This window comes from Pseudomonas farris (genome assembly GCF_019145235.1).
Classification (GTDB): Bacteria; Pseudomonadota; Gammaproteobacteria; order Pseudomonadales; family Pseudomonadaceae; genus Aquipseudomonas; species Aquipseudomonas farris.
The window spans coordinates 557686-582363 of record NZ_JAHSTV010000003.1 but is presented as its reverse complement, the minus strand read 5'-3'; the positions used below and the strand labels follow the sequence as shown (position 1 = coordinate 582363).

The following is a 24678-nucleotide window of genomic DNA, read 5'->3' as shown; positions in this document are numbered from 1 at the left end:
TTCAGCGCTTAGCGCGGTGGATAATTCGCCAATATCCGCCCGACTGTCTCGTGGATTTTATTGCTGCGATCCTGCGGGTTCGTCGTGCGGCTGAGCGTCTGCTCGTCGCTGCCGCGCCACACCAGTTTGCCGTCCTTGCCATCGAGCAGGTCGACCTGGATGGTCGCTACCTTATAGCTGACGTTGCGGGTTTCGGTGTACATCGGCCCGCCCCAGTAGCCATACCATGGGCCACCATAACCGCCGCCATAGTTAGTGCTCACCTGTTGCTGGCGATCTTCGACGATCAGGTAGGCCTGCACCTTCAGGTCCGAGCTGGCACCGGCGGCGGCTGGACGCAAACCGCGCTGATCCAGCTGATCGGCAACGGATTGGCGGATGCGTTGTTCGGTCAGGTCACTCTTGATCCGTGGATCATCGGGACGGTATTGCACGGCGGGCTCTTTCCAGCTCCAGCTACGATAGGCGGCAAAGTCGCGGCTGGCATCGAAGTCATGATTGACCTGGTTGCCGGCGCAAGCAGTGAGCAGCGCGGCCATGGCCAGTAAAACGAGACGGCGGAACATGATTTTTCTCCGATAGAGGACATGCACCTGCGGGATGCTTCCTTTACGGGAAGCTAACTAGGAGGATACGCCGACATGGCCTTTTCGACAGCTTCGCGAATGGCATCGGCACGCTCGCTCTGGCTGCCCTGATTGCTGGTTTCGGCACTGGCACTCCATACCGGCTGGCCGGTGCTCGCGTCGAACAGATCGACTCGCACCACCACGACTTGTACCTGATAAGTACGGATGACCGGCACCGTGTTGTACATGCCGTAACCGCTGCCGTAGCGGTTGTAACCGCCATAACCGCCGCCGTAATACCCCCCGCCGTAACCATAGTCGTCCTGGACCTGACGCAAGCGGGTTTCCAGATGCAAATCGGCGCTGACCAACAGGTCCGCCGGGCGGTTGTCGTGCAGTGGACGCAAGCCGCGTTGATCGAGGGCATTGCTGACCGCTTCGGCCACCTGCGCCGAGTCGGCCCAGGCCGTGCCCGGTGGCAGGCGCCCGTCGAGCCAGGCCCAGCTGCGATAGCGTCCGTAATCCCGTGGCGGCGCCGGGTAGGCGCTGCGGTCGAAGGTGGTGGCGGCCTGGGGCGGTGCCGGTGGCAGGGGATTGGAGGTCGCGACATAAGGGTTGCTGCCCTGACAGGCCATCAACCCGAGACAGATCACCAGCAACCCTGAACGACTTTTCATTTCGCGCTCCGATCAGATCGGCCGACAGATCCAGTGCAAATAGCGCCCAAGCCCGGCGAAGCTTGGGTGACGGCGGTGGGCCAGTTCCATTTCCAGCAAGTCCGGCAGTTCGACGCGGCCCTGGAATTCCACCGGCATATAGTCGTAAAAAACCCGCACCCCACTCTGGGTTTCGACCTGCCACATGCTCTCAAGTTGCGCCGCCAGTTCCCGAGGATCCAGTGGCTGCTGCGGAGTCAGGCTCTGCTTCTCGCCGGCCATGTCGTTCTTGCGCATCTTGCGGAAATGGCCCTTGAGCAGGTTGCGGTAGATCAACGCGTCGCGGTTGTAGAACGCCAGGGACAACCAGCCATCCGGCTTCGTCAGCTGATGCAGCACCGGCAAAATCGCATGGGGTTCGGCCAGCCATTCCAGCACGGCGTGGCACAGCACCAGATCGTAAGGTTCGGTGAGCTGACCGAGCAGGTCCTGCCACGGCGCCTGAATGAATGTCGCCGTCTGCCCCGCTTCGGCGAAGCGCTGGCGGGCACCTTCAAGCATCGGTTCGGCGGGCTCGGCGAGGGTCACCTGATGACCGCGCTCGGCCAGCCACAACGACATGTGGCCCAGGCCGGCGCCGATGTCCAGTACGCGCAACGGGCGGTCCGGCAGGGTTTCGGCCAGGTCGGCTTGCAGCACCGCGAGACGGATCGCACCTTTGGCGCCACCGTAGATTTTTTCGGCGAAGCGAGTCGCCAGTTGATCGAAATGACGGTCGCTCATCAGCTGAACCGCCGTTCGCTGTCCGCGAGTTTGCTGCGCACCACTTCATTCATGTCCAACCCCAACTCGCTGCACAGCAGCAGTAGATACAGCACGATGTCGCCGATTTCCTGCCCGGCATGGGCGAGTTTGTCTGCCGGCAACTGACGCGACTGGTCTTCGGTCAGCCACTGGAAAATCTCCACCAGCTCGGACATTTCCACGCTTGCGGCCATGGCCAGGTTTTTCGGGCTGTGAAATTGCCGCCAGTCATTGCGGTCGCGAATGGCGTGCAGGCGTTCGGTCAGTTCAACAAGGTTCATCGGGCTCTCCTGAAGGCGTATAGCTTCAGGGGGATGGCGGGTGAAGGCAAGTGACAACGGTTGAGCGGAGGAAGCGATTTTTGTGGGAGGCAGGATGCAACCCTCTATGCTTGTGGGGAACTCGGCAGCACGATCCATAGCCCAACGCTCGGATCCGGCAACCACGCCACCACTCCACCAGGACGTACACATGCAGGTAGAAAGCTTTTTCGAATGGCTCGGCCAGATAATCGGTTCGGCCATCCGGTTCATCATCGACGCCCTCAGTGGTCTGTTCAACCTGTTGAGCAACGCCGGCAGCAATTTTGTCGAAGGGTTGGCCCAGGCGCTGGGCATGGACACTTCGATCGTCAGCATCATCACGCTGATCATCGGGTTGATGCTGCTGTGGGCAGCAATCCGCGCCTTCATGAACGCGTCGATCATCATGGGGATTATCTGGTTGCTGCTGGGGTTGTGGTTGCTGAGCTGGATTGTTCACTAAAGCGGCGCCCAATTAATGTGGGAGCGGGCTTGCTCGCGAAAGCGGTGTGTCAGTCGACTGACATGTTGAATGTAAGAAAACCTTCGCGAGCAAGCCCGCGCCCACATTAGATCTCTGATGTTTTGTAGATTGCGTTCGCTTAACTGAACACAATCTGCCGCTACAATGCAGGCGCCCCCAAGGAGCCTGCATGTCCAACCTGATTGCCGACTGGCGCGACCGTCCGACCCATCGTCGAGTCTGGTCGCTCGCCGCCCCGATGATTCTCTCCAATATTTCCGTACCGCTGGTGGCGCTGGTCGACAGTACCGTCGTCGGCCATTTGCCCCACGCTCATCAACTCGGCGCCGTCGCGGTGGGCGCCAGTCTGTATACCTTTCTTGCCTGGGCCATGGGCTTTCTGCGCATGGGCTCCACCGGGTTCGCCGCCCAGGCTGCCGGGCGTGGGGATGGCGCAGCGTTGCGGCAGATTTTGCTCCAGGGTCTGTTGTTGGCCATGGGCCTGGCCATTCTTTTAGGGACGCTGGGCGTGCCGTTGAGCGGGGTCGCGTTGCACTTCATGCAACCGTCGGCGGAGCTGGATCAGCTCACCCGCGAGTTCTTCCACACACGGTTGTTCGGCTTGCCGGCGGCCCTGGCCAGCTATGCGCTGGTGGGCTGGTTCCTCGGCACCCAGAACGCTCGGGCCCCGCTGGCGATTCTGCTGAGCACCAACCTGGTCAATATCGCGCTGAACCTGTGGTTCGTGCTCGGCCTGGATTGGGGCGTGGTCGGCGCGGCCCGGGCCTCGGTGATCGCCGAGTGGACCGGCGCACTGATCGGCCTGTTCATGACCCGCAAAGCCCTGCGCGCCTACCCCGGTCATATCGCTTGGGCGGCGCTGGCGTTGTGGCAGAGTTGGCGCCCATTATTGGCGGTCAATCGCGACATCTTCATCCGCAGCCTGGCGTTGCAGTCGGTGTTTTTCCTGATCACCGTGCAGGGCGCGCGGCTGGGCGATGCCACGGTCGCCGCCAATGCGTTGCTGCTTAACGGTCTGCTGCTGACCGCCCACGCCCTGGACGGTCTGGCTCATGCCGTAGAAGCACTGTGCGGACACGCCATCGGTGCTCGCGACCGAGAGGCCCTGCGCCGCTCACTGGTGGTGGCGTGCGGTTGGTCATTGCTGGCGAGTGTGGGGTTTGCCTTGCTGTTTCTGTTCGCCGGGCACCTGTTCATCGAGATGCAGACGGACATCCAGAGCGTGCGCGACACCGCCTTCCTTTACCTGCCTTACCTCGCGGTGCTGCCGCTGATTGCTGTCTGGAGTTACCTGCTCGACGGCCTGTTCATCGGCGCCACCCGCGCCCGGGAAATGCGCAACGGCATGCTGCTGACATTGATCCTGCTGCTGCCTTTCGCCTGGGCACTGCGAGGCTTGGGCAACCATGGACTGTGGATAACCTTCCTGTTGTTCATGTTGCTGCGCAGTCTGACCCTTGGCGCATTCGCCTGGTACTTGCGCAAGCAAGACAGCTGGCTCAACGGATGACGAGGGTCAGCTTCAGGATTGATCGTTCTGCCACAGGTTGCGCAGGTTATCGAGACGCTCCTGCTGGGTGGCTCCAGACAGCGGCTGCCCGGCCACTGCGTCGGGATGCTGCAAGCGCAACCATAACCAGCCATCGAGCACCGGACGTTCGCTGAAACCCAGCGCCAGCCCTTCCTGCAAGTAAGCCCACAAGCTGTTGTAGTCGGTGCCGGTGGATCGGCTCCAGTGCCAGGCGTGTTGTTCCAGCAGGCAGGTTTGCAAGGTGTCTCGCTGACGCGGGCTGAGGTTTTCTTCGATGGCCAGCGGCCGGACGGCAAGCCGCGGATTGAACAACTGCTGCCAGCCTTGACAGCCTATGGCCCGGTCGGCCCAGGTGCCGCCGAACCAGCGCAACTGATCGATCGGACCTAGCCAGCGACTCAACTCCTGCGCATCGCAGGCATCGAAAAAATAACTCGCCGTGTGTGGGTTGTAGTAACTCAACAAGGCCCGGTGATGCAGACCCAAAGTGACCGTTAGCATGCGTCGCAAATGCTCCAGCAGCCGCGATGGCGATGCTTCACTGACCAGCAGCAATCCGCCCCAGGTATGTGGCGCACTTTGGCACAGCTCGGCCAATGCCGGGCATTCGCGAAGGTCCACCAACACCGGCCCGTGCTCACGCAACGGGTGAAATTCGGTGCCTTCGAACAGGCGGAACCATCGGGCATGAGCAAACTGTTGCCGCAAACTCACGCCGGCCTGAGGCACGCCCGGCACGTCGAGCAACAGCCATTGCGGGGTCGGGTCGACCGCTTGAGCGGTGATCATGCCGCACCGCTCTGGCCGAACTGCATCGCCGCCCGGCAGGTACAAAAGGACTGCGCGCAATGACTGAAACTGCCGCCGCCGGGCAGCAGACACAGGAGCACCAAGGGTTCGCTGGATTGCAGCATGCCCAGCAAGCCGTCGAGCACCGGGCTCGCATCGGTCGTCAAGGAGGGTTGCAGGTCGGGTGTGACTGGCTGTGCGCTCGACGTTGCGCCGGGAAGAAATCCGCTGATCAAGGGCTGATCCGGATCGCCTTCGATAAAGCTCACCAGCACCTGCGCCCCTTCACTCAACGGCAGGGTGTCTGCGCCTTCCAGTTCGGGAGCCAACGGCAACCAGCAGTGGCTGGGCGCTGCGCCCTCCCCCTGGTAAAGCCAGTCGAACTGCACCGCAACCGGTCGGGACAGATCCGGTTGAGACTCATCGACCTCGACCACCCACGCCCGCTGCAGGCTGTGCATCCTGGGTTTCACGCCCGAATGAGGTGCCACGAAAGGCATTTCCTGCACAACGGCCCGTAGTTGGTTGCTATAAGGAAGCCCGGGGTCCTGCCCACCCTGATGCTCGACATGGGTCAGTAGCCAGAGACGATTCCAGTCCACACACGGATGGCCAGACAGCGGCATCAGTTGGCCGCTGCGCAGGGTCGCCAGATTCGTCTGGCCTTGGGCGATCTGCCCACAACCGTGAAGCTTGAACTGATGCACACCTGGTCGTTCGTTCTCACCCTTGAAGACGCTCTCTTCGCCACGGCTAAACTGCCCCAAGCCATCACCGAAAACCAGACAGTGTCCGCGTGTGCGGTGTTCGAAGTAGTAATGAAGCCGTTCCTGGGCGCACAGACGCTGGAGAAATTGCAGGTCTGATTCCCGGTACTGCGTGCAGAAATCACGAGACGGGTAATAGCCGCTCAGGTCGAAGCGCCGATCCTTGCCGGCAATACCGTGCTCCTTGAGCACCTGAGCGAGAATCTCCGGCACCGAGCACTGGCTGAAGACTCGCTGATTGAAGCGCTGAGCCAGACACGCCAGCCTCGGCCCCAGACGGACACGACAGAGCCCGGGCTCACCGCCATGGCCGAGCTGAACGAGGCCCAGCAACTGCCCGTGAATACCCTGCCCCAAGGGTCCGAAGTGCAAAAAGGCCGAGCGATACAGCAGGCTTGCGAGGTCCAGCTTTGGGTCGTCGTTCAGCAGATCCACGTCGAACACAAAAGGCTCGCTGATGGCTTCACTACCGGTAAACGCCAAGACCTCAAAGGGGTCGGGAAGACCCGCTATATCCAGACGAAATGACGGCTCGTGGACTGGATCGAACATCGGCGATTCTCTACAGGAGGGGCGGCCGGGGATTCTCGCTGAGAGACATGGCCGAGTAGAGTGCAGAAGTACAACTTAGGAAATGACCTACGTGAAAAGAAGACCACATCGCTTGGATAGCCCGGTCTGTGGGTCATTTCGCTTGAAAAGAGAGAAGTGTCGCACCAGGTCATCTGAAATTTCCCCAACGTATGGAGAATTTTCAGACAACCCGATGAGAACGGTGCCTTACCTCAAGAAGACAGGTAAGACGAGCGGGTCAGGCCCAGACGCAAGGCATCGAGGAACTGGGTGCGCTCGGCGGCGCTGATGCGGGCACTGGCGCATTTGTCGCGGTAGTGGGTCATCAGCTCTTCCGGCGACAAGTGCACGTAACGCAGCATGTCTTCGATGGTGTCGTGGGTTTCGATACCGGCGTGGTACACGCTGCCGTCGGCGTTCTGGTAGATGTTCACCGAGTCGGTGTCACCGAACAGGTTGTGCATGTCGCCGAGAATTTCCTGGTAGGCACCCACCAGGAAGATACCCAGCAGATAGTCTTCGCCTTCGTTCAAACCGTGCACCGGCAAACTGGTCTCGATGCTCTGCTCGTCGACGTACTGCTTGATCTTGCCGTCGGAGTCGCAGGTCAGGTCTTGCAGCACTGCACGGCGCAGCGGCTCTTCATCGAGACGGTGCAGCGGCAGGATCGGCAGGACCTGGCCGATGGCCCAGGTATCCGGCAGGCTCTGGAATACCGAGAAGTTGCAGATGTACTTGTCCGCCAGCTTGTCGTTGAGTTCGTCGAGCACCTGTCGGTGGGAACGCTGACGGGCTTTCAACGAGTTGTGCAGACGGCGGCAAACGGCAAAGTAGCATTGCTCGGCCAGGGCTTTTTGCGCCAGGGTCAGCTTGCCATCGGCGTATTGAGTGGCCACATCGCTCATGTAGTGCGTGGCGCGCCAGTAGGTTTCGGTGACCATTTCGATATCGGTCGGGCCGAGCAGGTCAACCAGCCACTGCACGGTTTCTGGCAGCTCTTCCTTGTTATCGATTTTCGGCACGTCGTCGTTGTGTTTCTCGACGTCGGTTACCTGAACCACCAGCATGGCGTGGTGGGCGGTCAGGGAACGGCCGCTTTCAGAGAAGATGTTCGGGTGCGGCAGGCTCTGCGCGTCGCAGAACTCCTTGAGCATCCCGACCACGACACCGGCGTAATCGTCCATGTCGTAGTTGATCGAACTGGCGTTACGCGAGTGAGTACCATCGTAGTCCACGCCCAAACCGCCGCCGACGTCGATGTGATCCACCGGCAGGCCAAGGTTGCGCAGCTCGCCGTAATAACGGATCGCTTCCTTGAAGCCGTGCTGGTAGTCCGCCAGGTTGGCGATCTGCGAGCCCATGTGGAAGTGCAACAGGCGAATGCCCTGATCCAGGCCGGCAGCGCGGAAACGCTCGACCACCGACAGCAGTTGCGCCGCCGACAGGCCGAACTTGGATTTTTCACCACCGGTGTCTGCCCACTTGCTCGACGCCAGGGACGACAGACGCACGCGCAAGCCGACCTGCGGCTTGACCTTGAGCGCCGCCGCTTCTTCGATCACCAGACCGACTTCGGATTCTTTCTCGATCACGATGAATACGTTGTGGCCAAGCTTCTGGCCCATCAGCGCCAGACGGATGAACTCGCGATCCTTGTAACCGTTGCAGACGATGGTGCCGCCCTTCGGCGCCAGCGCCAGTACCGCCAGCAGTTCCGGCTTGGAGCCGGCTTCCAGACCGATGGAAACGTTCTGGGTGGCGATGATGTTTTCGATCACCGCTTCTTGCTGGTTGACCTTGATCGGGTACAGAGCAGTGTACTTGCTCTGGTATTCCAGGCGTTCGATGTTGGCGTCGAACGCACCCGTCAGCTGACGCACGCGGTCTTGCAGGATGTCAGGAAAACGCACCAGCAACGGTAAGGACAAACCGCTTTTGCGCAGTTGGTCGACTTGCTCGAAGAGGTCGATAGGCGAACTGGTCGGGCCGTTCGGACGAACTTCGACGCGACCGGCGTCATTGATCGCGAAATACCCGGCCCCCCAATGGCGAATCCCGTAAACACTGCGGCTGTCCGCAACTGTCCATTGGCTGCCATCGTCTTTGCGTGTGCGTCGTACGGACATCGAAGTCCCCTATAAAGAAGTCATAGAGCGTCGCCTGGGTTCAGGCCGGCGCAGTCTAAAGTATGAAAATGACGGTTCGTCAACGAGGGGGTAGACCTCGCTGACCGCAGTGAGTTTAGAAACCGGTCATGAACAGGCTCTGTGAAAACCATGGAGACGACGCCAGACCAGAATGAAATCGGGACTGGATCAAGCCGCGGGTGGTTTTCACAGAGGCTGCTAGCCGCCGGACTTCTTCGCCTTGAAACCGTGTTTGATCAGCTCGGCCAAGAGTAGCTCGACATGATCGCCCTGGATTTCGATGATTCCGTCTTTCAACGCCCCGCCGGTCCCGCAACGTTTTTTCAACGTGGTGGCCAGATCCTTGAGCGCGTCTTCGGCCAACGGCACACCGGTGATGGTGGTCACCGTCTTGCCGCCACGACCCTTGCTTTCGCGACGCACGCGAGCGATGCCGTCGCCGGCCGGGATAACGGTTTGTTTGCAGATGCAGGCATCCACCGGTTGACTGCAATCCGGGCAATGACGACCTGCGTCGGTGGAAAATACCAGGCCACCAAGGGCGGCGAAGGATGCGGCTTTTTTGGCCACCGGCAATCCTCTTGGGAGGACAAAGACTGGTCGTGGCAGATGCCATCGACCGCGAAGCCCCACTCAGGCAGGGGCAGCGCTACTGAAACGGAAAACCCGGTGTAGGAGCTGACGAGTGCAACGAGGCTGCGATCTTTTGATTTTGACTCAAAAGCTAAAGTCAAAAGATCGCAGCCTGCGGCAGCTCCTACAACAAGCATTACCGGTTCAGCTTGAAAAGGTCGCGCAGTGTAACGGCAAAAAGCCGACTTGCTAAGAGCCAATCGGCGCCAATTTATAGCTCTTTTGCGACGTTATTCCCTTGGGCGCGAAGATAGCGCTGCAAGGCCGCCAGAGAGTCCGGGCAATAAGGCTTCTGCGTGATTTCCAGCAGGACCTGATCGATCGGGATGAAACGCGCTTCAAGCACTTCTTCCGGTTGCAGGATCAACGGGCCGTCCCACACCGCCGAAAACGCCGAACACCAGAGTCGGTTGCCGGTGTCCTCGAAGAAAAAGTGATCATGGGCGGTCAGTTCCACACCGCTCACGCCCAGCTCTTCTTCCAGCTCACGGGCCGCCGATTCGGCGTAAGTCTCAGTGGCCAGCACCATGCCGCCGGCCGCCACGTCCCAGTAACCGGGGTATATCGCTTTGCTCAGGGTACGTCGGTGCACGCACAGTTCACCGGCAGAATTGAACAGCATGATGTAGGTGCCGCGCCCGATCAGCTCGCGTTCGCGCAGCTCGGAGCGGACCAGCGCGCCGAGCAGGTTGTCCTGCTCGTCGACCCAGGCGATCTGTTCGGCATCGGAGGCCGCGCGATGGGCGGCCTCACGCATGTCATCAACGGAACTATCGACCATGACTCAGCCCTGATTGAGCAGTTGACGCAAATCGATCACCGCGGCGTTGGCCCGGGAAATGTAATTGGCCATGACCAGCGAATGGTTGGCCAACACACCGAAGCCGCTGCCGTTGAGGATCATCGGGCTCCAGACCGGCTCTTGCGAAGCCTCTAGCTCACGAATGATCTGGCGCACGCTGACTGTGGCGTTTTTCTTCGCCAGCACATCGGCGAAATCGACTTCGATCGCGCGCAGCAGGTGGGACAACGCCCAAGCCTGACCGCGGGCCTCATAGAACACGTTATCGATCTGCAGCCATGGGGTTTCGACGACTTCTTCGTCAACTTGCGGCACCTGACCGAGCGCCGGCACTTCGGTTTTCAGCGCGGTGTTGAGCTTGACCCGACCAACACTGGCCGACAGCCGTTGCGACAGCGAACCCAGACGGGTTCCGACATCACCCAGCCAATTGTTCAGGTTGTCGGCGCGGGCATAGAACAGCGCACTTTTCTGGTCAGGCCCCGACAGACGTGCCTGATAGCGGCTCAGGGAGTTGATGCCTTCCAGGTACTCGGATTCACTGGATGGCAGCACCCAGCTTTTGTTGTCGAAGTTGAAACGCGGCTCGGCCTTGGCCAGGTCGGCGTCTTCGGCGGACTGCGACTGCGAGCGGGCGAAGTCTTTACGCAACGCACGACTCAGGTCGCGGACCTGGACCAGCACGCCATATTCCCAGCTCGGCATGTTGTCCATCCACAGGCCCGGCGGGAAACGGTCGTTGGAAATATAGCCCCCCGGTTTGGTCAGCAAAGTACCGGCGACGGTCTTGAGGGTTTCCACCGTGGTGTACCCGACAACCATCTGCTTGCCTTCTTTCTCGGCCGCCACCTGGGCATTCTGCTGAACCGGGAACAGCGCCGGCTCCTGGCTCCAGTACCAGCCCAGCGCGATCGCCACCAACAGGTAAAGAACAATCAGAGTGGCCAGCGCCCGGCTGAACAACAGGCCGCCAAAATAACTGCGGGTGGCCGATTTCGGTTCAGCGGCACGCTCAGGCGCGCTGCCTGTGCGGTTCTTCCAGTCCAGCATGGCGGTATCCTTTCAATCACTTGAGTTCATCGGTTCGACCACAACCCTACGCCATCGTGCGTCATTTGCCGCGCATTAAATCCTGCGGGACACAGCGAGCCACACAATGACGGCGATCGAGTCGCCACTATAAATGAAGCACAGCGCTGAGCCTATGCGACCAGTCGGTCAGAAACTGAATGAAGTCGCTTTGCAGATTATTGACGTACGACACTCATGCAATCGAAAAGAGGTGCTAGCATAGAGCCACCAGTCGATCTCAGCATGCACCCTAACTAGTAGTCAGGATATGACCGAGCCAGAAGACCCCAGCCGTGAGCGCCTCAAGCACCACTTTGCCCAGCGGGTAATTCATCAGGCACGTCAAATTCTTGAGATATGGCAACGCCTGCAACGCAATGAATGGTCCACCACCGACTTGTCGGAACTGAGTGAGGCCAATCTGCGCCTGCTGCGCTTTGCCGAACGTTTCGAGCAACCGGAACACACCCAGTTGGCGCGCCACATCGGCCAGTCGCTGGAAGCGGTGGACGCCAACCGCGGACGGCTGAGCAGCGGACTGATCACTGACCTCAATCGCTTGATGCAGCGCCTGTCCCGCACCGGCTTGCGCCATGGCGATCAGCTCGAACAAACCTTCCTGCCGCCGCTGCGCAAACCGATCTACGTGATGTTGCAGGATCACGACCGGGCCGAGCGGCTGGCCAAGCAACTGGAATTCTTCGGGCTCAGCGCTCAATCCCTCGACAGTGTCGCCGCGTTTCGCTCCTCGATGGTCGAGCGGTTGCCGGCGGCGATTGTCATGGACGTCGATTTCAGTGGCGCCGGCATCGGCCTGAAACTGGCGGCCGAAGCCCAGGAAGGCCTCGACCAGCCTTTGCCGCTGTTGTTTTTCAGCCTGCACGAAACCGATACCCCGACCCGCCTCGCCGCTGTGCGCGCCGGAGGCCAGGAGTTTCTCACCGGCACTCTCGAAGCTTCAAGCCTGCTGGAAAAGATCGAAGTCCTGACCTGCGTCGCCCAGTATGAACCTTATAAAGTGCTGATCATCGACGACTCCCGCGCTCAGGCCTTGCACACCGAACGCCTGCTCAACAGCGCCGGGATCGTCACGCGAACTTTGATCGAACCGATCCAGGCCATGGCCGAACTGGCGGATTTCCAGCCGGACCTGATCATCCTCGACATGTACATGCCGGCCTGCACCGGCACTGAACTGGCCAAGGTGATCCGCCATAACGACCGCTATGTCAGCGTGCCGATCATTTATCTGTCGGCCGAAGACGACCTGGACAAGCAGCTCGACGCCATGAGCGAGGGCGGCGACGATTTCCTGACCAAGCCGATCAAGCCACGGCACCTGATCACCACCGTGCGCAACCGCGCGGCACGAGCGCGCAATCTGAAAGCACGGATGGTGCGCGACAGCCTGACCGGCTTGTACAACCACACCCACATTCTGCAATTGCTCGAAGACTGTTCATTCCGTGCCCGTCGCGAAAGTAAGCCGCTGAGCTTTGCGATGCTCGATATCGACCACTTCAAACGGGTCAACGACAGCCACGGCCATCCCATGGGCGACCGAGTGATCAAGAGCCTGGCGCTGTTCCTCAAGCAACGGTTGCGCAAGACCGATTTCATTGGTCGCTACGGTGGTGAAGAGTTCGCCATTGTCATGCCGGACACTGATATCGAATCGGCCTACAAGGTGCTCGATGAAATCCGTCAGCGCTTTGCCGAAATTCACTACCCGGCTCAGCCGCAGGACCTCTGGTGCACCTTCAGCGCCGGCGTCGTCGAACTGCGCGAAGACTCTGACAGCCTGTTGATGGCCAGCCAGGCGGACGAGGCGTTGTACCGTGCGAAGAACGCCGGACGTAACCGCGTACAAGCCGCGCGGGAGTCAAAGCAAAGTGCCACTTTTTCATCTGAATCGACCCATTCGGTCATAACTCTGTAACAGAAACGCAATAACTTCAGGCACTTACCATTCTGCCGTTGGTAGACCATGATGCGCCTGAAGCTGTTGACCAATCTCAATACCCTCCTTTTGGTCGCCGTGTGCGTGGCCCTTGGCGCCACGCTCTGGTGGTCGCAAAAAGCGCTGGAACGCCCCTATCTATTGATGGAGCGTTATCTGGGACTGTCTCAGCAGTTTCAAAATGAAGTGGCACGCAACGTCGAGGATTACCTGGCCAGCGGCGATGCCCTGCGCCTGAGCAGCGCCAGCCAAGCCATCGACGCCTTGCAAAAGGAACTCGGTGAGTTGCCACCGGCATTGGCCGACACCTTGCGTCCGAGCCTGTCGAACCTGGCTGAATTCAGCAAAACCGACCTGTTGGCTGCCGGCAAACTCGCTGGCGACCCGCAGGCGTTGCTGCTGCAAGCCGAACGCGAACTCGGCGCCAGCCTTGATCAGCTCAGCCAATACGCCAGCGGCAACGCGGCGTACCTGACGCCCTTGCTCGTGGCCTCCCAGCACTTGGGCAAACTCTCCTTGGCTCGGAACAAACTGGTCAGTAGTGGTCGTAGCGAACTGGCCGCCGATGTCGAACGCGAAGTCGCTAACATTCGCACTCAAGCCGAGCAACTGGACGCTTTACCGCTGCTGGGTGTGACCGCCAGCACCGAATCGAACACCGATGATTTCGCCGCGATGATGGGGTTGGATAACACCGAGAAAACCGTCGCCGAAGATGCCGGCGTCGGCCTCAAACGCGAACTCAACAGCCTGCTCACCCGCTACCCTTCGGAACTGGCGCGCACTCGCGAACAGATCCAGAAACGCGCCGACCTCAGCACCGCGACGCACTTGAAAATCGCCGCTGTGCAGCAGTCCATCGCCGGGCTGGAACCGGTGGTGCGCGCCCAGCACGGGCAGATCCAGAGCGAAGTGCGGTTGATGCAAGGGGTGATGATCGGGCTGATTCTGCTGATCGCATTGCTCATCGACACCTTGCAGCGACGCCTGGCCCGAACGCTGACCAACCTCGCCCCGGCGCTGTCGACCTGGGCCGAAGGTGACTTCAGCCGCGACATTCAACTGGGCGCGACCAATCGCGAATTGCATGATATTCAAGCCTCGCTCAATCGCTTGCGCGCCTATCTGGTCGACCTGGTCGGCACCATTCGCCTCAACGCCGAGCAAGTCGCCGGCAGCAGCCGAACCTTGGCCGAATTAAGCAATGACCTGCACAGCGGTGCCGAGCATCAGGCCGGCGACACCGCGTTGATCCGCGACTCTCTCGGTGAACTCGAGGCGACGATTCAACAAGTTGCCGGCGACGCCAGCCAGGCTGCCGACGCCAGCCGCCATGCAGGGCTTGCGGTAGAACACGGTCAGAAAGTGATCGGGCTGAGCCTCACCGGTCTGCATGCGTTGGTGGGGGAAGTGCAAGGCAACGCGCAGATGATCGAACATCTGGCCGAGGAGTCGGCGACCATCGGCGGCGTGCTAACGGTGATTCGCTCGATTGCCGACCAGACCAACCTGCTGGCCCTGAACGCCGCCATCGAAGCGGCCCGCGCCGGAGAAATGGGCCGAGGGTTTGCGGTAGTCGCCGAAGAGGTTCGCTCACTGGCGCAACGCACCGCCGGGGCCACGGCCGAGATCCAGACGCTGATCGCCGGCCTGCAAACCGCCGCGCGGCAATCGGTCGAAGGCATGCGCGCTCAAGTTGAACACGCCGAAGCCACGGCCAATCAGGCCCAGGCGGCTGACGGTGCGCTGGATAAAATCGTCGGGGCGATCCAGACCATTTCCGACACCGCCGTGCGCATCGCCGATGTCACTGCCCAGCAGAGCGGCGCTGTCAGCGAGATCCGCGATCACAGTGAGCGGATTCACCAATTGGGTGGGGATAACTTGCTGCGCATCGGCGAGGGGCGTGAACAAGGGGAGAATTTGTTGGTGTTGGGCGGGCGGTTGCATACAGCCGTTCAGGCCTTTCGAGTCTAAGGGCTGCGGGCCCGAACGCAACTAACGAGCTGGACTATCGCCACCTAAGCTCTTGTATGAAAACTCCTATTTAGCCATGCGATGGTTTTTAGTCGTCGTTTTGATGCTAGGGTTTAGCGCTTCAATTAATCGAGCGCGCAACAGGAGTGCCCCGTGATAGTTCCGCCTTCGCCCCCTGGCGTATCTGTGGAGGAAAACATGGCAGTTGCCTTCCATAAGAAAAAAGTTTTGAAAGAGGGATCCGCATTCATTTACTCCTGGTTCTATACCCAGGTCAGAAATCGCGGCCCTTGGGATTACAAAAAACTGTCTCCTGACTATGAGGCTTTCGGTAATTTCAATTACGGCGCGGCCGGGATTGCTGCGGGATTTTCCGAAAGTGTCCTGTTACGTGCCGCCGGTGTTGCCCAGACACAGGCAAAAACGACAAAAGTAGAATTTGGAAGCTGGTGGAGCGAGGCTCCTTTTGGCGATGATCCTGCGGATCAGGAATGGATCAAAAAAGGAGTCCGGTATGCCCGGTTCAGGAACTACTAAAAAAACCGCATACACAATCGTCACCTCTTGCCTGCTAGCGGTATGCCTGATTTACATCGGCTGGACATGGCTTATGTCTTCCAGCGCCCCGGTGTTGACCGATGTAGTACTCAAACTACCCCTTGGTGAAAATGGCTTCATCTACGGTGTCAAGGATGATCAAGGCGGAGCAACAGTGCCGTTCAGCTATCGATACTATGTCTATCGCGAACTGACATCCGATGAACAAATAGCATCTGAGCTAAAGACTGCCGGTCCGTTTCTCGTCACCCGAGATCCAGCCGTAAAGGTCGATGTCCAAGGCTCGGTCATCAATGTATCGACCAACCAGGAAGTCTACGAGTATCACAGCAGCACGCTGTTTCGGCATACCAACAGCACCCACTACACCCCTGTAACAATCAACTTGTGCAACCACGCCAGCGATCAATCAACAAAGTAAGCTCAATGCTGCCCATCGGAGCGACCAGAAAAACCGTCATGATCCGGTAGCACGGGGCAGTCCCCTGGTGTCTGGGTGGGGATAACTTGCTGCGCATCGGTGAGGGGCGTGAGCAAGGGGAGAATTTGTTGGTGCAGGGTGGACGACTGCATACAGCCATTCAGGCCTTCCGCGCCTGATAGACCGCCTTCGCGAGCAAGCCCGCTCCCACATTTGATCGCATTCCCCTGAGCGAACTCGGTTAAATGTGGGAGCGGGCTTGCTCGCGAAGACGTCGGAACATTCACCACAGAACTCCCCACCCTGCACACCCCGCCGCCGTCCGCTATCATGCCCACACTTTCGATACGCGAGATTGTCATGCGCCGTTTGCTCTGCCTGCTGTTTTTAGTGCTCGCCCTGCCGGCCTCTGCCGCCGGGTTGCTGGACAGTCGGCCCAGTTCCACCCTGGGTTCGATCAACAACAGCGCTGATTTCCTGCCGGTGCGCGAAGCCTTTAAGTTGAGCTTGGTAGAAAGCACGCCGCAATCGATCAAGCTGCGCTTCGTTGCCACCGAGGGTTACTACCTCTATCGCCATCGCTTCCAGTTTCGCGCCGAACCGACCGACGTTGGGCTCGGCCCGGCGCAACTGCCCAAGGGCGAACAAAAGCACGATGAGTTCTTCGGCGATGTCGAGGTTTACCACGGCATTCTCGATATAGATCTGCCGCGCACCGATTCCCGCGCCTTTACGCTGGTCGTGACCTATCAGGGCTGTGCCGACAAAGGCCTGTGTTACCCACCCGAGACCGAACGCCTGAGTATTGATGGCAGCGGCGCCGCGACCACATCCTGGAGCTGGCGCGAACTGGCGCTGTTTTTCCTCGCAGGTGTTGGCCTGACCTTCACCCCCTGCGTGCTGCCGATGCTGCCGATCCTCTCCGGGGTGGTCCTGCGTGGGCAGGTCGGTGGTTTACGCGGTTTCAACCTGTCGCTGGCTTATGTGCTGCCGATGGCCGTTTGTTTCGCCCTGCTCGGTGCGTTGATGGGCATGTTCGGCGCACAGCTCAATCTTCAGGCGCGCTTGCAGTCGGCCTGGGTGCTGGTGCCGTTCGCGATGTTTTTCGCAGTGTTTGCCCTGGCCATGTTTGGCGTCTTCGAACTGAAACTTCCCCACGCCATCAGCAGCCGCCTGGACCGGATTGCCGGGCGTACCGAAGGCGGCTCACTGTGGGGCGCGGCGGTGCTGGGCGTGGTGTCTAGCCTGCTGGTTTCGCCTTGTGTATCGGCACCACTGGCCGGCGCGCTGCTGTATATCAGCGCCAGCGGCGATGCTCTGGGTGGCGGATTGAAATTGTTCATGCTCGGCCTGGGCATGGGTGCGCCGCTGTTGCTGGTAGCGACCGGCGGCGCGGCCTGGCTGCCGAAAAGCGGTCCGTGGCTAATCTACGTGAAAAACGCGATTGGGGTGCTGCTGCTGGGGCTGGCGATTGCCTTGCTCAGTCGGGTACTGCCGGGCCAGATCACCTTGCTGTTGATCGGCTTGCTCGCCGGTGGCGTCGGGTTGTTTATGGGCGCACTGGAATTCGTCTATAAACCGCCAAGAAAACGCCTGGGGCAATTGCTCGGGATGTTCCTGTTGTTTTATGCCCTGGCCTGTTGGTACGGCGCCTTCAGCGGCCAGACCGATCCGTTCAACCCTATTGGCCAGCCGCGCAATGTCGCCGACAAAGGTCAACCGCAAATCGTCGGCAACTGGCAAACCATCACCACGCCAGCCGAACTGGACCGCGTCCTCGCCGAAGCCAAATCCTCCGGCACGCCGCTACTGCTCGACTGGTACGCCGACTGGTGCATCAGCTGCAAAGTCATCGAACACGAAGTCCTCAACGATGCCAATGTCGTCGAACGCCTCAAAGGTTATCGATTGATCCGTTTCGACATCACCGCCAGCAACGCCGAACAACGCGCCCTGCTTGACCGCTACAAGCTGTTCGGTCCTCCGGCACTGATGTTTTTTGGCAAAGATGGCGTCGAACATGCCGATGTGCGGGTGATCGGCGAGATCAGCGCGAAAAACTTCGCCGAACGTGTTGCGAAAGCAAATGACCGGATTTAATGACCCGGTCACATATTTCGCGTAAACATCGGCCATCGTGCTGGCTATTGCATAGAACTGGACAGTCACAAAGGCTTTGCGGCATAGTCGCCGGGTTCTGACAATTGCATACAGATGACAAAGGAGCAGCAGATGGCGACCCTATTGGTTTTACACGGCCCCAACCTGAACCTGCTCGGCACCCGGGAACCGGGCGTCTACGGTGCAACGACGCTGGCGCAGATCAATCAGGATCTGGAACAGCGGGCGCGCAATGCCGGCCACCATTTGCTCTACCTGCAAAGCAACGCCGAGTACGAGTTGATCGATCGCATCCACGCTGCTCGCGGCGAAGGTGTGGATTTCATTCTGATCAATCCAGCAGCTTTTACGCATACAAGTGTCGCATTACGTGACGCGCTGCTGGCAGTGAGCATCCCATTCATCGAAGTGCATTTGTCTAACGTGCACAAACGCGAACCTTTCCGCCATCACTCTTACTTCTCCGATGTAGCGGTAGGAGTGATCTGCGGCCTTGGCGCCAGCGGTTATCGACTGGCCCTGGAGGCCGCACTAGAGCAGCTTGAAAGACAGGCAACGGCTTGAACAACAAGCGTTAAACGCCCCTGACCGACCCTTGGGAGTTGATGATTCATGGATATCCGTAAAGTTAAGAAACTGATCGAATTGCTGGAAGAGTCCGGTATCGACGAGCTCGAGATCAAGGAAGGCGAAGAGTCCGTACGCATCAGCCGTCACAGCAAGACGCCGGCTCAGCAGTACTACGCTCCCGCTCCTATGCATGCTCCGGCGCCGGCGCCTGTCGCTGCTGCTCCGGTTGCCGCCGCTGCTCCTGCAGCTCCGGCCGCGCCTGTGCTGAACGGCAACGTTGCCCGTTCGCCGATGGTCGGTACTTTCTATCGTAAATCTTCGCCGTCCTCGCCGTCCTTCGTTGAAGTCGGCCAGACCGTGAAGAAAGGCGACACTCTGTGCATCGTCGAAGCCATGAAGATGATGAACCACATCGAAGCTGAAGCCAGCGGTGTGATCGAATCCATCCTCGTCGAAGACGGCCAGCCGGTTGAGTACGACCAACCGCTGTTCACCATCGTTTGAACCGCGGAGAAACTTTGATGACTGCGAAGTTGGAAAAAGTTCTGATCGCCAACCGCGGTGAGATCGCCCTGCGGATTCTGCGTGCCTGTAAAGAGATGGGCATCAAGACTGTCGCCGTTTACTCCAAGGCCGACAAAGAGCTGATGCACCTGGGCCTGGCAGACGAATCCGTCTGCATCGGTCCGGCATCGGCCGCGCACTCTTACCTGCACATTCCGGCCATCATCGCCGCGGCTGAAGTGACCGGCGCTACCGCCATTCACCCAGGCTACGGCTTCCTTGCGGAAAACGCCGACTTTGCCGAACAGGTCGAGAACTCCGGCTTCGCGTTCATTGGCCCGAAAGCCGAGACCATTCGCCTGATGGGCGACAAGGTATCGGCCAAGCACGCCATGATCGCTGCCGGCGTTCCAACCGTTCCGGGTTCTGACGGCCCACTGCCTGAAGACGAAGAAACCGCTCTGCGCATCGGTCGCGAAGTCGGTTATCCGGTGATCATCAAAGCCGCTGGCGGCGGCGGTGGTCGAGGCATGCGCGTAGTCCACAAGGAAGAAGACCTGATCTCCTCGGCGAAACTGACCCGCTCCGAAGCGGGCGCAGCGTTCGGCAACCCGATGGTCTATCTGGAAAAATTCCTGACCAACCCACGCCACGTGGAAGTTCAGGTGCTTTCCGATGGCCAAGGCCATGCTATCCATTTGGGCGACCGCGATTGCTCGCTGCAACGTCGTCACCAGAAGGTTCTCGAAGAAGCGCCGGCACCGGGCATCGACGAGAACGCGCGCGAGGAAGTCCTCGCACGCTGTGTCAGGGCCTGTATCGACATTGGCTATCGTGGCGCTGGCACCTTCGAGTTCCTGTACGAAAACGGCCACTTCTACTTCATCGAGATGAATACTCGTGTCCAGGTAGAGCACCCGGTTTCGGAAATGGTCACCGGCATCGACATCGTCAAGGAGATGCTCAGCATCGCCGCTGGCAACAAGCTGTCGTACACCCAGGATGACGTCGTTATCCGCGGTCACGCGCTGGAATGCCGGATCAACGCCGAAGACCCGAAAACCTTCATGCCTAGCCCAGGCACGGTCAAGCATTTCCACGCTCCAGGCGGCAATGGCGTTCGCGTCGATTCGCACCTGTACAGTGGCTATGCCGTTCCGCCGAACTACGATTCGTTGATCGGCAAGCTGATCACCTACGGCGCAAACCGTGACGAAGCCATGGCGCGCATGCGCAATGCGCTGGACGAAATCGTTGTCGACGGGATCAAGACCAACATCCCGCTGCACCGCGATCTGGTCCGTGATGCTGGCTTCTGCGAAGGCGGAGTCAACATCCACTACCTGGAACACAAGCTGGCTGGCGAAAAGCACTAAGCTGTGATCCAGACCAACAAAGCCGCTTTCGAGCGGCTTTGTTGTTTCTGGAGATTGTTGATTTCTTTTGATGCATACAAAACCCTGTGGCGAGGGGGCTTGCCCCCGTTCGGCTGCGTAGCAGCCGCAAAGCCGGCAGATGCGTATCGTAAGGAGAAACTTCGGCGCTTCGATGGGGAACGGCTTCGCAGTCCAACGGGGGCAAGCCCCCTCGCCACAGGTACCCGCTCATCCCGTCATTCCTTGGCTACCCGGTCGTCTTCTGCCTCGCGCTCGCGTAAACTTGCGCGCTTCTCGCAGCCCGCTAGGCTGCAATCTATATTTTTCAAAGGTGCCCGCCATGCCTTGGCTGCAAGTCCGTCTCGCCATCAGCCCAGAACAAGCCGAAACCTACGAAGACGCGTTCCTTGAAGTGGGCGCCGTGTCGGTGACTTTCATGGACGCCGAAGATCAGCCGATCTTCGAACCGGAACTCAACACCACCCCGCTGTGGTCGCACACTCACCTGCTGGCCTTGTTCGAAGGCGGCACCGAAGCCGCCAGCGTACTGGCCCACCTCGAGTTGCTGACCGGCAGCCCGCTGCCCGAGCATCACAGCGAAGTGATTGAAGACCAGGACTGGGAACGCAGCTGGATGGACGGTTTCCAGCCGATGCGCTTCGGTCAGCGCCTGTGGATCGTCCCGAGCTGGCACGCCGCGCCTGAGCCGGACGCGGTGAACCTGCTGCTGGACCCAGGCCTGGCGTTCGGCACCGGCACTCATCCGACCACTGCACTGTGCCTGGAATGGCTCGACGGTCAGGACCTGAAAGATTGCAACGTGCTCGACTTCGGTTGCGGCTCAGGGATTCTGGCGATTGCCGCGCTGTTGCTGGGCGCCAAGCAAGCCGTCGGCACGGACATCGACGTGCAGGCGCTGGAAGCCTCCCGCGACAATGCCGGGCGCAACAACATTGCCGACGAACTCTTCCCGCTGTATCTGCCGCAAGACCTGCCACAGGTTCAGGCCGACGTGCTGGTGGCCAACATTCTTGCCGGCCCGCTGGTTTCGCTGGCGCCGCAACTGTCCAGCCTGGTCAAGCCGGGCGGTCGCTTGGCGCTGTCGGGCATCCTCGCCGAACAAGGTGAAGAAGTCGCCGCTGCCTACGCTCAGGACTTCGATCTGGACCCGATTGCCAATCGCGACGGCTGGGTACGCATTACTGGCCGTCGGCGCTAGAATGAGCGCCTGCATAAACCGGATTTCCGCATGACCGACAGCTTCGTCACCCAGTGCCCGCATTGCCAAACCAGCTTCCGCGTCAACCATGCTCAGTTGAGCGCGGCCCGTGGAGTGGTTCGCTGCGGCTCTTGCTTGCAGGTGTTCAACGCCGCCAAGCAGTTACTCGAGCAGCGGGCCGGCAAGGAGACGGTCAAACCGGTCGCACCGGCGCCCGTCGAACCGCCTGTGCAGCGAGCCATCAGCCAAAAGCAATGGACCGCTGCAGAAATGGATCTGGACAGCCTGGATCTGGACGAAGAGCTCGCCCGGCTTGAACAGCGGGAAATCCAGCCAACAACGGAATTCACTCGGCCCCGCGAAGACAGCCTCAGCGCTCGCCGCGATACCACCGAGCACGATCAGGAGCCCTGGTCCGACAGTCTCTTCAGCGAATCGGCCGCCGATCGCGCACAAACCGTCGACGCCCCCACACCAGAACCGACGATCGAGCCGAGCAAACACTCGCGCACCGAGCCTTCGCTGTCGCTGGAGCCCGCGGATCTGGACGACGAACCCGAGATCCAACAGCTGCGCCTGCACGACCCGCTCGACGCCCCGATCCCCTTTGGCAGCCTGTCGGCGACTCCCGATGAAGTCGACGACGACCTGCCCTCGGTCGAGCCCCTGCGCAAGCGACGCGAACGCAGCGGACCGGCCCTGCGCGCGGAAGTGTTGGAGGACCTGACCGACGACCCGTTGCAACTGGATTGGAAAAAACGTCGCTCCCCCTGGGGTCGGCGCTTTTTCTGGCTGCTGCTGATCCTGCTCGCCGCCGCCGGCCTCGCTGGCCAATACGTCGCCTACCACTTCGACGAACTGGCGCGCCAGGACCAGTACCGTCCGTGGTTTCAGCAACTGTGCCCGCAAATCGGCTGCACCGTGCCGTCCAAGGTCGACATCGCAAAAGTCAAAAGCAGCAACCTGGTGGTCCGCAGCCACCCGGACTTCAACGGTGCACTGGTGGTCGATGCCATCATTTACAATCGCGCGCCCTTCTCCCAGCCCTTCCCGTTGCTGGAACTGCGCTTTGCCGACTTGAACGGCCACCTGATCGCCAGCCGTCGCTTCAAGCCCGGCGAGTACCTCAGCGGCGACCTCGAAGGCCTCGCGGAAATGCCACCACAAACGCCGATCCATATCGCGCTGGACATTCTCGATCCAGGCCCCAAAGCGGTGAACTACAGCCTGAGCTTTCATTCCCCCGAGTGAAACGCTCGAGTGTTACAGGCTTGACGGCAGTTTTCTGACTTTGACCGTTCCAACCAAACCGCTGGCGATAACGAATTAACTGTTCAGATTTTATCCAATTCAGCCTTTATCCAGTCATCGAGAGCGGGTATCATGCCAACCCTTTTTCGAACTCTCATGATCCGGCCCCACAACAGGGAAGTCCTATGTCGGCGGTACGCATCGGTCCATATACATTGCACAACGGCTTGATTCTCGCCCCCATGGCGGGTGTCACCGATCAGCCCTTTCGTCAGCTGTGCAAGCGACTGGGCGCGGGCCTTGTAGTCTCGGAAATGGTCACCAGCGACATGAGCTTGTGGAACACCCGCAAATCGCGGATGCGCATGATCCACGAAGGTGATCCCGAGCCCCGCTCGGTACAGATCGCTGGCGGAGATGCGCAGATGCTGGCGGATGCAGCCCGGGCCAACGTCGAACTGGGGGCACAGATTATTGATATCAACATGGGCTGTCCGGCGAAGAAGGTCTGCAACAAGGCCGCTGGCTCCGCCCTGTTGAAAGATGAAGCATTGGTGACCGAGATCCTGCAGGCCGTGGTGGCTGCGGTCGATGTGCCGGTCACTCTGAAGATCCGTACCGGCTGGGACCGGGCGAACAAGAACGGCCTGACCGTGGCGAAGATCGCCGAACAGGCAGGCATTACGGCGTTGGCGGTACATGGCCGAACCCGTGCCGATCTGTATACCGGTGAAGCCGAGTACGACACCATTGCCGCGATCAAGCAGGCGGTGTCGATTCCGGTCTTCGCCAATGGCGATATCGATTCGCCAGAGAAAGCCCGGTACGTGCTCGACGCGACCGGTGCCGATGGCCTGTTGGTGGGTCGGGCTGCCCAGGGGCAGCCATGGATTTTTCGTGAAATCGACCATTATCTGCGTACCGGCGAAAAACTCCCGGCACCGGAACTGATCGAGGTGGAACGTATTCTGCTTGAGCATCTGGCTGCGCTGCATGCCTTCTATGGCGACGTCATGGGCGTGCGCATAGCTCGCAAGCATGTGGGCTGGTATCTCGCAACCTTGCCGGGCGCCAGGGAGTTTCGCGCCCACTTCAATCGTTTGGAAGATACGGAAGCACAATGCGCCTACGTTCGGGCCTTCTTCGCCGAACGTTACAAGAGCCTGACAGGGGACGGAGAAGGGGTGGCCGCATGACGATGATGACCGAGACTTTAGTGAGTGGAACAACACCCGTGAGCGACAACGTGAATTTGAAACAGCACCTCAACACGCCGAGCGAAGAAGGTCAGACCCTTCGCGGGAGTGTCGAGAAGGCGCTGCACAATTATTTCGCCCACCTTGAGGGCGCTGCCGTCACGGATGTGTACAACCTGGTGCTCTCCGAAGTCGAGGCTCCCCTGCTCGAATGCGTGATGAACTACGTCAAGGGCAACCAGACCAAGGCCAGTGAGCTGCTCGGGCTGAACCGGGGCACCCTGCGCAAGAAACTCAAGCAGTACGATTTGCTGTAAGCATTCAATCAAACCAGAAAGGCGCCCGCGTAAAATCGGTCGCCTTTTTTGCTGACTCCTTTGCTTTTGATGGAAATTGA

The 24678-nt window shown here is 59.9% G+C and carries 24 protein-coding genes; 14 read left to right on the top strand and 10 right to left on the bottom strand.

Annotated features, from left to right (window positions below; translation table 11 throughout):
* Nucleotides 1-8 precede the first annotated feature (8 nt).
* The 4 genes from KVG95_RS08820 to KVG95_RS08805 are packed head-to-tail and all read right to left on the bottom strand — an operon-like array spanning nucleotide 9 to nucleotide 2310.
* A complete protein-coding gene (locus KVG95_RS08820) occupies nucleotides 9-566 on the bottom strand; it encodes a DUF4136 domain-containing protein (RefSeq protein WP_217855725.1) in 558 nt (185 codons plus the stop codon).
* A 53-nt stretch (nucleotides 567-619) separates the two neighbouring features.
* Nucleotides 620-1246: a DUF4136 domain-containing protein gene (locus KVG95_RS08815; RefSeq protein WP_217855723.1), complete on the bottom strand. Its 627-nt coding sequence runs from the start codon at nucleotides 1244-1246 to the stop codon at nucleotides 620-622.
* A gap of 12 nt (nucleotides 1247-1258) precedes the next feature.
* Complete coding sequence (locus tag KVG95_RS08810) at nucleotides 1259-2008, bottom strand: methyltransferase domain-containing protein (RefSeq protein ID WP_123500914.1); 750 nt, start codon at nucleotides 2006-2008, stop codon at nucleotides 1259-1261.
* On the bottom strand, nucleotides 2008-2310 hold the full coding sequence (locus KVG95_RS08805; RefSeq protein ID WP_008011269.1) for a MazG-like family protein: 303 nt from the start codon (nucleotides 2308-2310) through the stop codon (nucleotides 2008-2010). The genes KVG95_RS08810 and KVG95_RS08805 overlap by 1 nt, the downstream gene beginning before the upstream one ends.
* A gap of 190 nt (nucleotides 2311-2500) precedes the next feature.
* Here KVG95_RS08805 and KVG95_RS08800 point away from each other — a divergent pair, with 190 nt between their 5' ends.
* On the top strand, nucleotides 2501-2794 hold the full coding sequence (locus tag KVG95_RS08800; protein ID WP_008011267.1) for a hypothetical protein: 294 nt from the start codon (nucleotides 2501-2503) through the stop codon (nucleotides 2792-2794).
* A 190-nt stretch (nucleotides 2795-2984) separates the two neighbouring features.
* Nucleotides 2985-4325 carry an MATE family efflux transporter gene (locus KVG95_RS08795; protein WP_217855721.1) on the top strand — a complete coding sequence of 447 codons (1341 nt, stop codon included), beginning with the start codon at nucleotides 2985-2987 and terminating at the stop codon, nucleotides 4323-4325.
* 12 nt (nucleotides 4326-4337) lie between these two features.
* On the opposite strand, the gene KVG95_RS08790 is transcribed toward KVG95_RS08795, so the two are convergent.
* The 6 genes from KVG95_RS08790 to KVG95_RS08765 all read right to left on the bottom strand — a co-directional run bounded on the left by KVG95_RS08790 (nucleotide 4338) and on the right by KVG95_RS08765 (nucleotide 11107).
* A complete protein-coding gene (locus tag KVG95_RS08790; protein WP_217855719.1) occupies nucleotides 4338-5135 on the bottom strand; it encodes a DUF4123 domain-containing protein in 798 nt (265 codons plus the stop codon).
* On the bottom strand, nucleotides 5132-6454 hold the full coding sequence (locus tag KVG95_RS08785; RefSeq protein WP_217855717.1) for a type VI secretion system Vgr family protein: 1323 nt from the start codon (nucleotides 6452-6454) through the stop codon (nucleotides 5132-5134). The genes KVG95_RS08790 and KVG95_RS08785 overlap by 4 nt, the downstream gene beginning before the upstream one ends.
* Before the next feature lie 233 nt (nucleotides 6455-6687).
* Entirely contained in the window at nucleotides 6688-8601 is a 1914-nt protein-coding gene (gene speA / locus KVG95_RS08780) for an arginine decarboxylase (RefSeq protein ID WP_052965842.1), read from the bottom strand.
* Nucleotides 8602-8820: 219 nt separating this feature from the next.
* Nucleotides 8821-9192: a translation initiation factor Sui1 gene (locus tag KVG95_RS08775; protein ID WP_007907444.1), complete on the bottom strand. Its 372-nt coding sequence runs from the start codon at nucleotides 9190-9192 to the stop codon at nucleotides 8821-8823.
* Between the two features lie 274 nt (nucleotides 9193-9466).
* Nucleotides 9467-10036, bottom strand: a complete 570-nt coding sequence (locus KVG95_RS08770) for an NUDIX hydrolase (RefSeq protein WP_007907443.1) — start codon at nucleotides 10034-10036, stop codon at nucleotides 9467-9469.
* Nucleotides 10037-10039: 3 nt separating this feature from the next.
* Entirely contained in the window at nucleotides 10040-11107 is a 1068-nt protein-coding gene (locus KVG95_RS08765) for a DUF2333 family protein (protein ID WP_048396187.1), read from the bottom strand.
* Between the two features lie 289 nt (nucleotides 11108-11396).
* On the opposite strand from KVG95_RS08765, the gene gcbA reads away from it, so the two are divergent.
* The 12 genes from gcbA (at nucleotide 11397) to fis (ending at nucleotide 24598) form a co-directional block, all read left to right on the top strand.
* Nucleotides 11397-13067, top strand: a complete 1671-nt coding sequence (gene gcbA, locus KVG95_RS08760) for a diguanylate cyclase GcbA (protein ID WP_217855715.1) — start codon at nucleotides 11397-11399, stop codon at nucleotides 13065-13067.
* Nucleotides 13068-13115: 48 nt separating this feature from the next.
* Nucleotides 13116-15065, top strand: coding sequence for a methyl-accepting chemotaxis protein (locus KVG95_RS08755; protein WP_437180786.1), 1950 nt, complete (start codon nucleotides 13116-13118; stop codon nucleotides 15063-15065).
* Nucleotides 15066-15263: 198 nt separating this feature from the next.
* The gene (locus KVG95_RS08750; protein ID WP_217855713.1) at nucleotides 15264-15602 is read left to right on the top strand and encodes a polymorphic toxin type 44 domain-containing protein; all 339 of its coding nucleotides are present in this window, start codon (nucleotides 15264-15266) and stop codon (nucleotides 15600-15602) included.
* Complete coding sequence (locus tag KVG95_RS08745; RefSeq protein WP_217855711.1) at nucleotides 15580-16044, top strand: hypothetical protein; 465 nt, start codon at nucleotides 15580-15582, stop codon at nucleotides 16042-16044. The genes KVG95_RS08750 and KVG95_RS08745 overlap by 23 nt, the downstream gene beginning before the upstream one ends.
* Nucleotides 16045-16404: 360 nt before the next feature.
* Nucleotides 16405-18144, top strand: coding sequence for a protein-disulfide reductase DsbD (locus tag KVG95_RS08740; RefSeq protein ID WP_217855709.1), 1740 nt, complete (start codon nucleotides 16405-16407; stop codon nucleotides 18142-18144).
* A gap of 132 nt (nucleotides 18145-18276) precedes the next feature.
* Nucleotides 18277-18729, top strand: a complete 453-nt coding sequence (gene aroQ, locus KVG95_RS08735; protein ID WP_007937215.1) for a type II 3-dehydroquinate dehydratase — start codon at nucleotides 18277-18279, stop codon at nucleotides 18727-18729.
* Nucleotides 18730-18777: 48 nt separating this feature from the next.
* Nucleotides 18778-19239, top strand: a complete 462-nt coding sequence (accB, locus tag KVG95_RS08730) for an acetyl-CoA carboxylase biotin carboxyl carrier protein (RefSeq protein ID WP_038978781.1) — start codon at nucleotides 18778-18780, stop codon at nucleotides 19237-19239.
* A gap of 17 nt (nucleotides 19240-19256) precedes the next feature.
* Complete coding sequence (gene accC, locus KVG95_RS08725; RefSeq protein WP_052965846.1) at nucleotides 19257-20615, top strand: acetyl-CoA carboxylase biotin carboxylase subunit; 1359 nt, start codon at nucleotides 19257-19259, stop codon at nucleotides 20613-20615.
* 340 nt (nucleotides 20616-20955) lie between these two features.
* Entirely contained in the window at nucleotides 20956-21834 is an 879-nt protein-coding gene (gene prmA, locus KVG95_RS08720) for a 50S ribosomal protein L11 methyltransferase (protein ID WP_052965847.1), read from the top strand.
* Nucleotides 21835-21864: 30 nt separating this feature from the next.
* On the top strand, nucleotides 21865-23085 hold the full coding sequence (locus tag KVG95_RS08715; RefSeq protein ID WP_217855707.1) for a DUF3426 domain-containing protein: 1221 nt from the start codon (nucleotides 21865-21867) through the stop codon (nucleotides 23083-23085).
* Between the two features lie 185 nt (nucleotides 23086-23270).
* Nucleotides 23271-24281, top strand: a complete 1011-nt coding sequence (gene dusB, locus KVG95_RS08710) for a tRNA dihydrouridine synthase DusB (RefSeq protein WP_007907421.1) — start codon at nucleotides 23271-23273, stop codon at nucleotides 24279-24281.
* Nucleotides 24278-24598, top strand: coding sequence for a DNA-binding transcriptional regulator Fis (fis, locus tag KVG95_RS08705; RefSeq protein ID WP_007907419.1), 321 nt, complete (start codon nucleotides 24278-24280; stop codon nucleotides 24596-24598). The genes dusB and fis overlap by 4 nt, the downstream gene beginning before the upstream one ends.
* Nucleotides 24599-24678 lie beyond the last annotated feature (80 nt).

What these genes read in the sequence shown, in the direction of transcription:
- gcbA (WP_217855715.1), top strand. Translation starts at nt 11,397, where the DNA reads ATGACCGAGCCAGAAGACCCCAGCCGTGAGCGCCTCAAGCACCACTTT.
- KVG95_RS08790 (WP_217855719.1), bottom strand. Translation starts at nt 5,135, where the DNA reads ATGATCACCGCTCAAGCGGTCGACCCGACCCCGCAATGGCTGTTGCTC.
- KVG95_RS08820 (WP_217855725.1), bottom strand. Translation starts at nt 566, where the DNA reads ATGTTCCGCCGTCTCGTTTTACTGGCCATGGCCGCGCTGCTCACTGCT.
- KVG95_RS08795 (WP_217855721.1), top strand. Translation starts at nt 2,985, where the DNA reads ATGTCCAACCTGATTGCCGACTGGCGCGACCGTCCGACCCATCGTCGA.
- KVG95_RS08805 (WP_008011269.1), bottom strand. Translation starts at nt 2,310, where the DNA reads ATGAACCTTGTTGAACTGACCGAACGCCTGCACGCCATTCGCGACCGC.
- prmA (WP_052965847.1), top strand. Translation starts at nt 20,956, where the DNA reads ATGCCTTGGCTGCAAGTCCGTCTCGCCATCAGCCCAGAACAAGCCGAA.
- fis (WP_007907419.1), top strand. Translation starts at nt 24,278, where the DNA reads ATGACGATGATGACCGAGACTTTAGTGAGTGGAACAACACCCGTGAGC.
- speA (WP_052965842.1), bottom strand. Translation starts at nt 8,601, where the DNA reads ATGTCCGTACGACGCACACGCAAAGACGATGGCAGCCAATGGACAGTT.
- dusB (WP_007907421.1), top strand. Translation starts at nt 23,271, where the DNA reads ATGTCGGCGGTACGCATCGGTCCATATACATTGCACAACGGCTTGATT.
- KVG95_RS08765 (WP_048396187.1), bottom strand. Translation starts at nt 11,107, where the DNA reads ATGCTGGACTGGAAGAACCGCACAGGCAGCGCGCCTGAGCGTGCCGCT.
- KVG95_RS08800 (WP_008011267.1), top strand. Translation starts at nt 2,501, where the DNA reads ATGCAGGTAGAAAGCTTTTTCGAATGGCTCGGCCAGATAATCGGTTCG.
- KVG95_RS08745 (WP_217855711.1), top strand. Translation starts at nt 15,580, where the DNA reads ATGCCCGGTTCAGGAACTACTAAAAAAACCGCATACACAATCGTCACC.
- KVG95_RS08755 (WP_437180786.1), top strand. Translation starts at nt 13,116, where the DNA reads ATGATGCGCCTGAAGCTGTTGACCAATCTCAATACCCTCCTTTTGGTC.
- KVG95_RS08715 (WP_217855707.1), top strand. Translation starts at nt 21,865, where the DNA reads ATGACCGACAGCTTCGTCACCCAGTGCCCGCATTGCCAAACCAGCTTC.
- KVG95_RS08810 (WP_123500914.1), bottom strand. Translation starts at nt 2,008, where the DNA reads ATGAGCGACCGTCATTTCGATCAACTGGCGACTCGCTTCGCCGAAAAA.
- KVG95_RS08750 (WP_217855713.1), top strand. Translation starts at nt 15,264, where the DNA reads ATGGCAGTTGCCTTCCATAAGAAAAAAGTTTTGAAAGAGGGATCCGCA.
- accC (WP_052965846.1), top strand. Translation starts at nt 19,257, where the DNA reads ATGACTGCGAAGTTGGAAAAAGTTCTGATCGCCAACCGCGGTGAGATC.
- KVG95_RS08770 (WP_007907443.1), bottom strand. Translation starts at nt 10,036, where the DNA reads ATGGTCGATAGTTCCGTTGATGACATGCGTGAGGCCGCCCATCGCGCG.
- KVG95_RS08815 (WP_217855723.1), bottom strand. Translation starts at nt 1,246, where the DNA reads ATGAAAAGTCGTTCAGGGTTGCTGGTGATCTGTCTCGGGTTGATGGCC.
- KVG95_RS08785 (WP_217855717.1), bottom strand. Translation starts at nt 6,454, where the DNA reads ATGTTCGATCCAGTCCACGAGCCGTCATTTCGTCTGGATATAGCGGGT.
- KVG95_RS08740 (WP_217855709.1), top strand. Translation starts at nt 16,405, where the DNA reads ATGCGCCGTTTGCTCTGCCTGCTGTTTTTAGTGCTCGCCCTGCCGGCC.
- aroQ (WP_007937215.1), top strand. Translation starts at nt 18,277, where the DNA reads ATGGCGACCCTATTGGTTTTACACGGCCCCAACCTGAACCTGCTCGGC.
- accB (WP_038978781.1), top strand. Translation starts at nt 18,778, where the DNA reads ATGGATATCCGTAAAGTTAAGAAACTGATCGAATTGCTGGAAGAGTCC.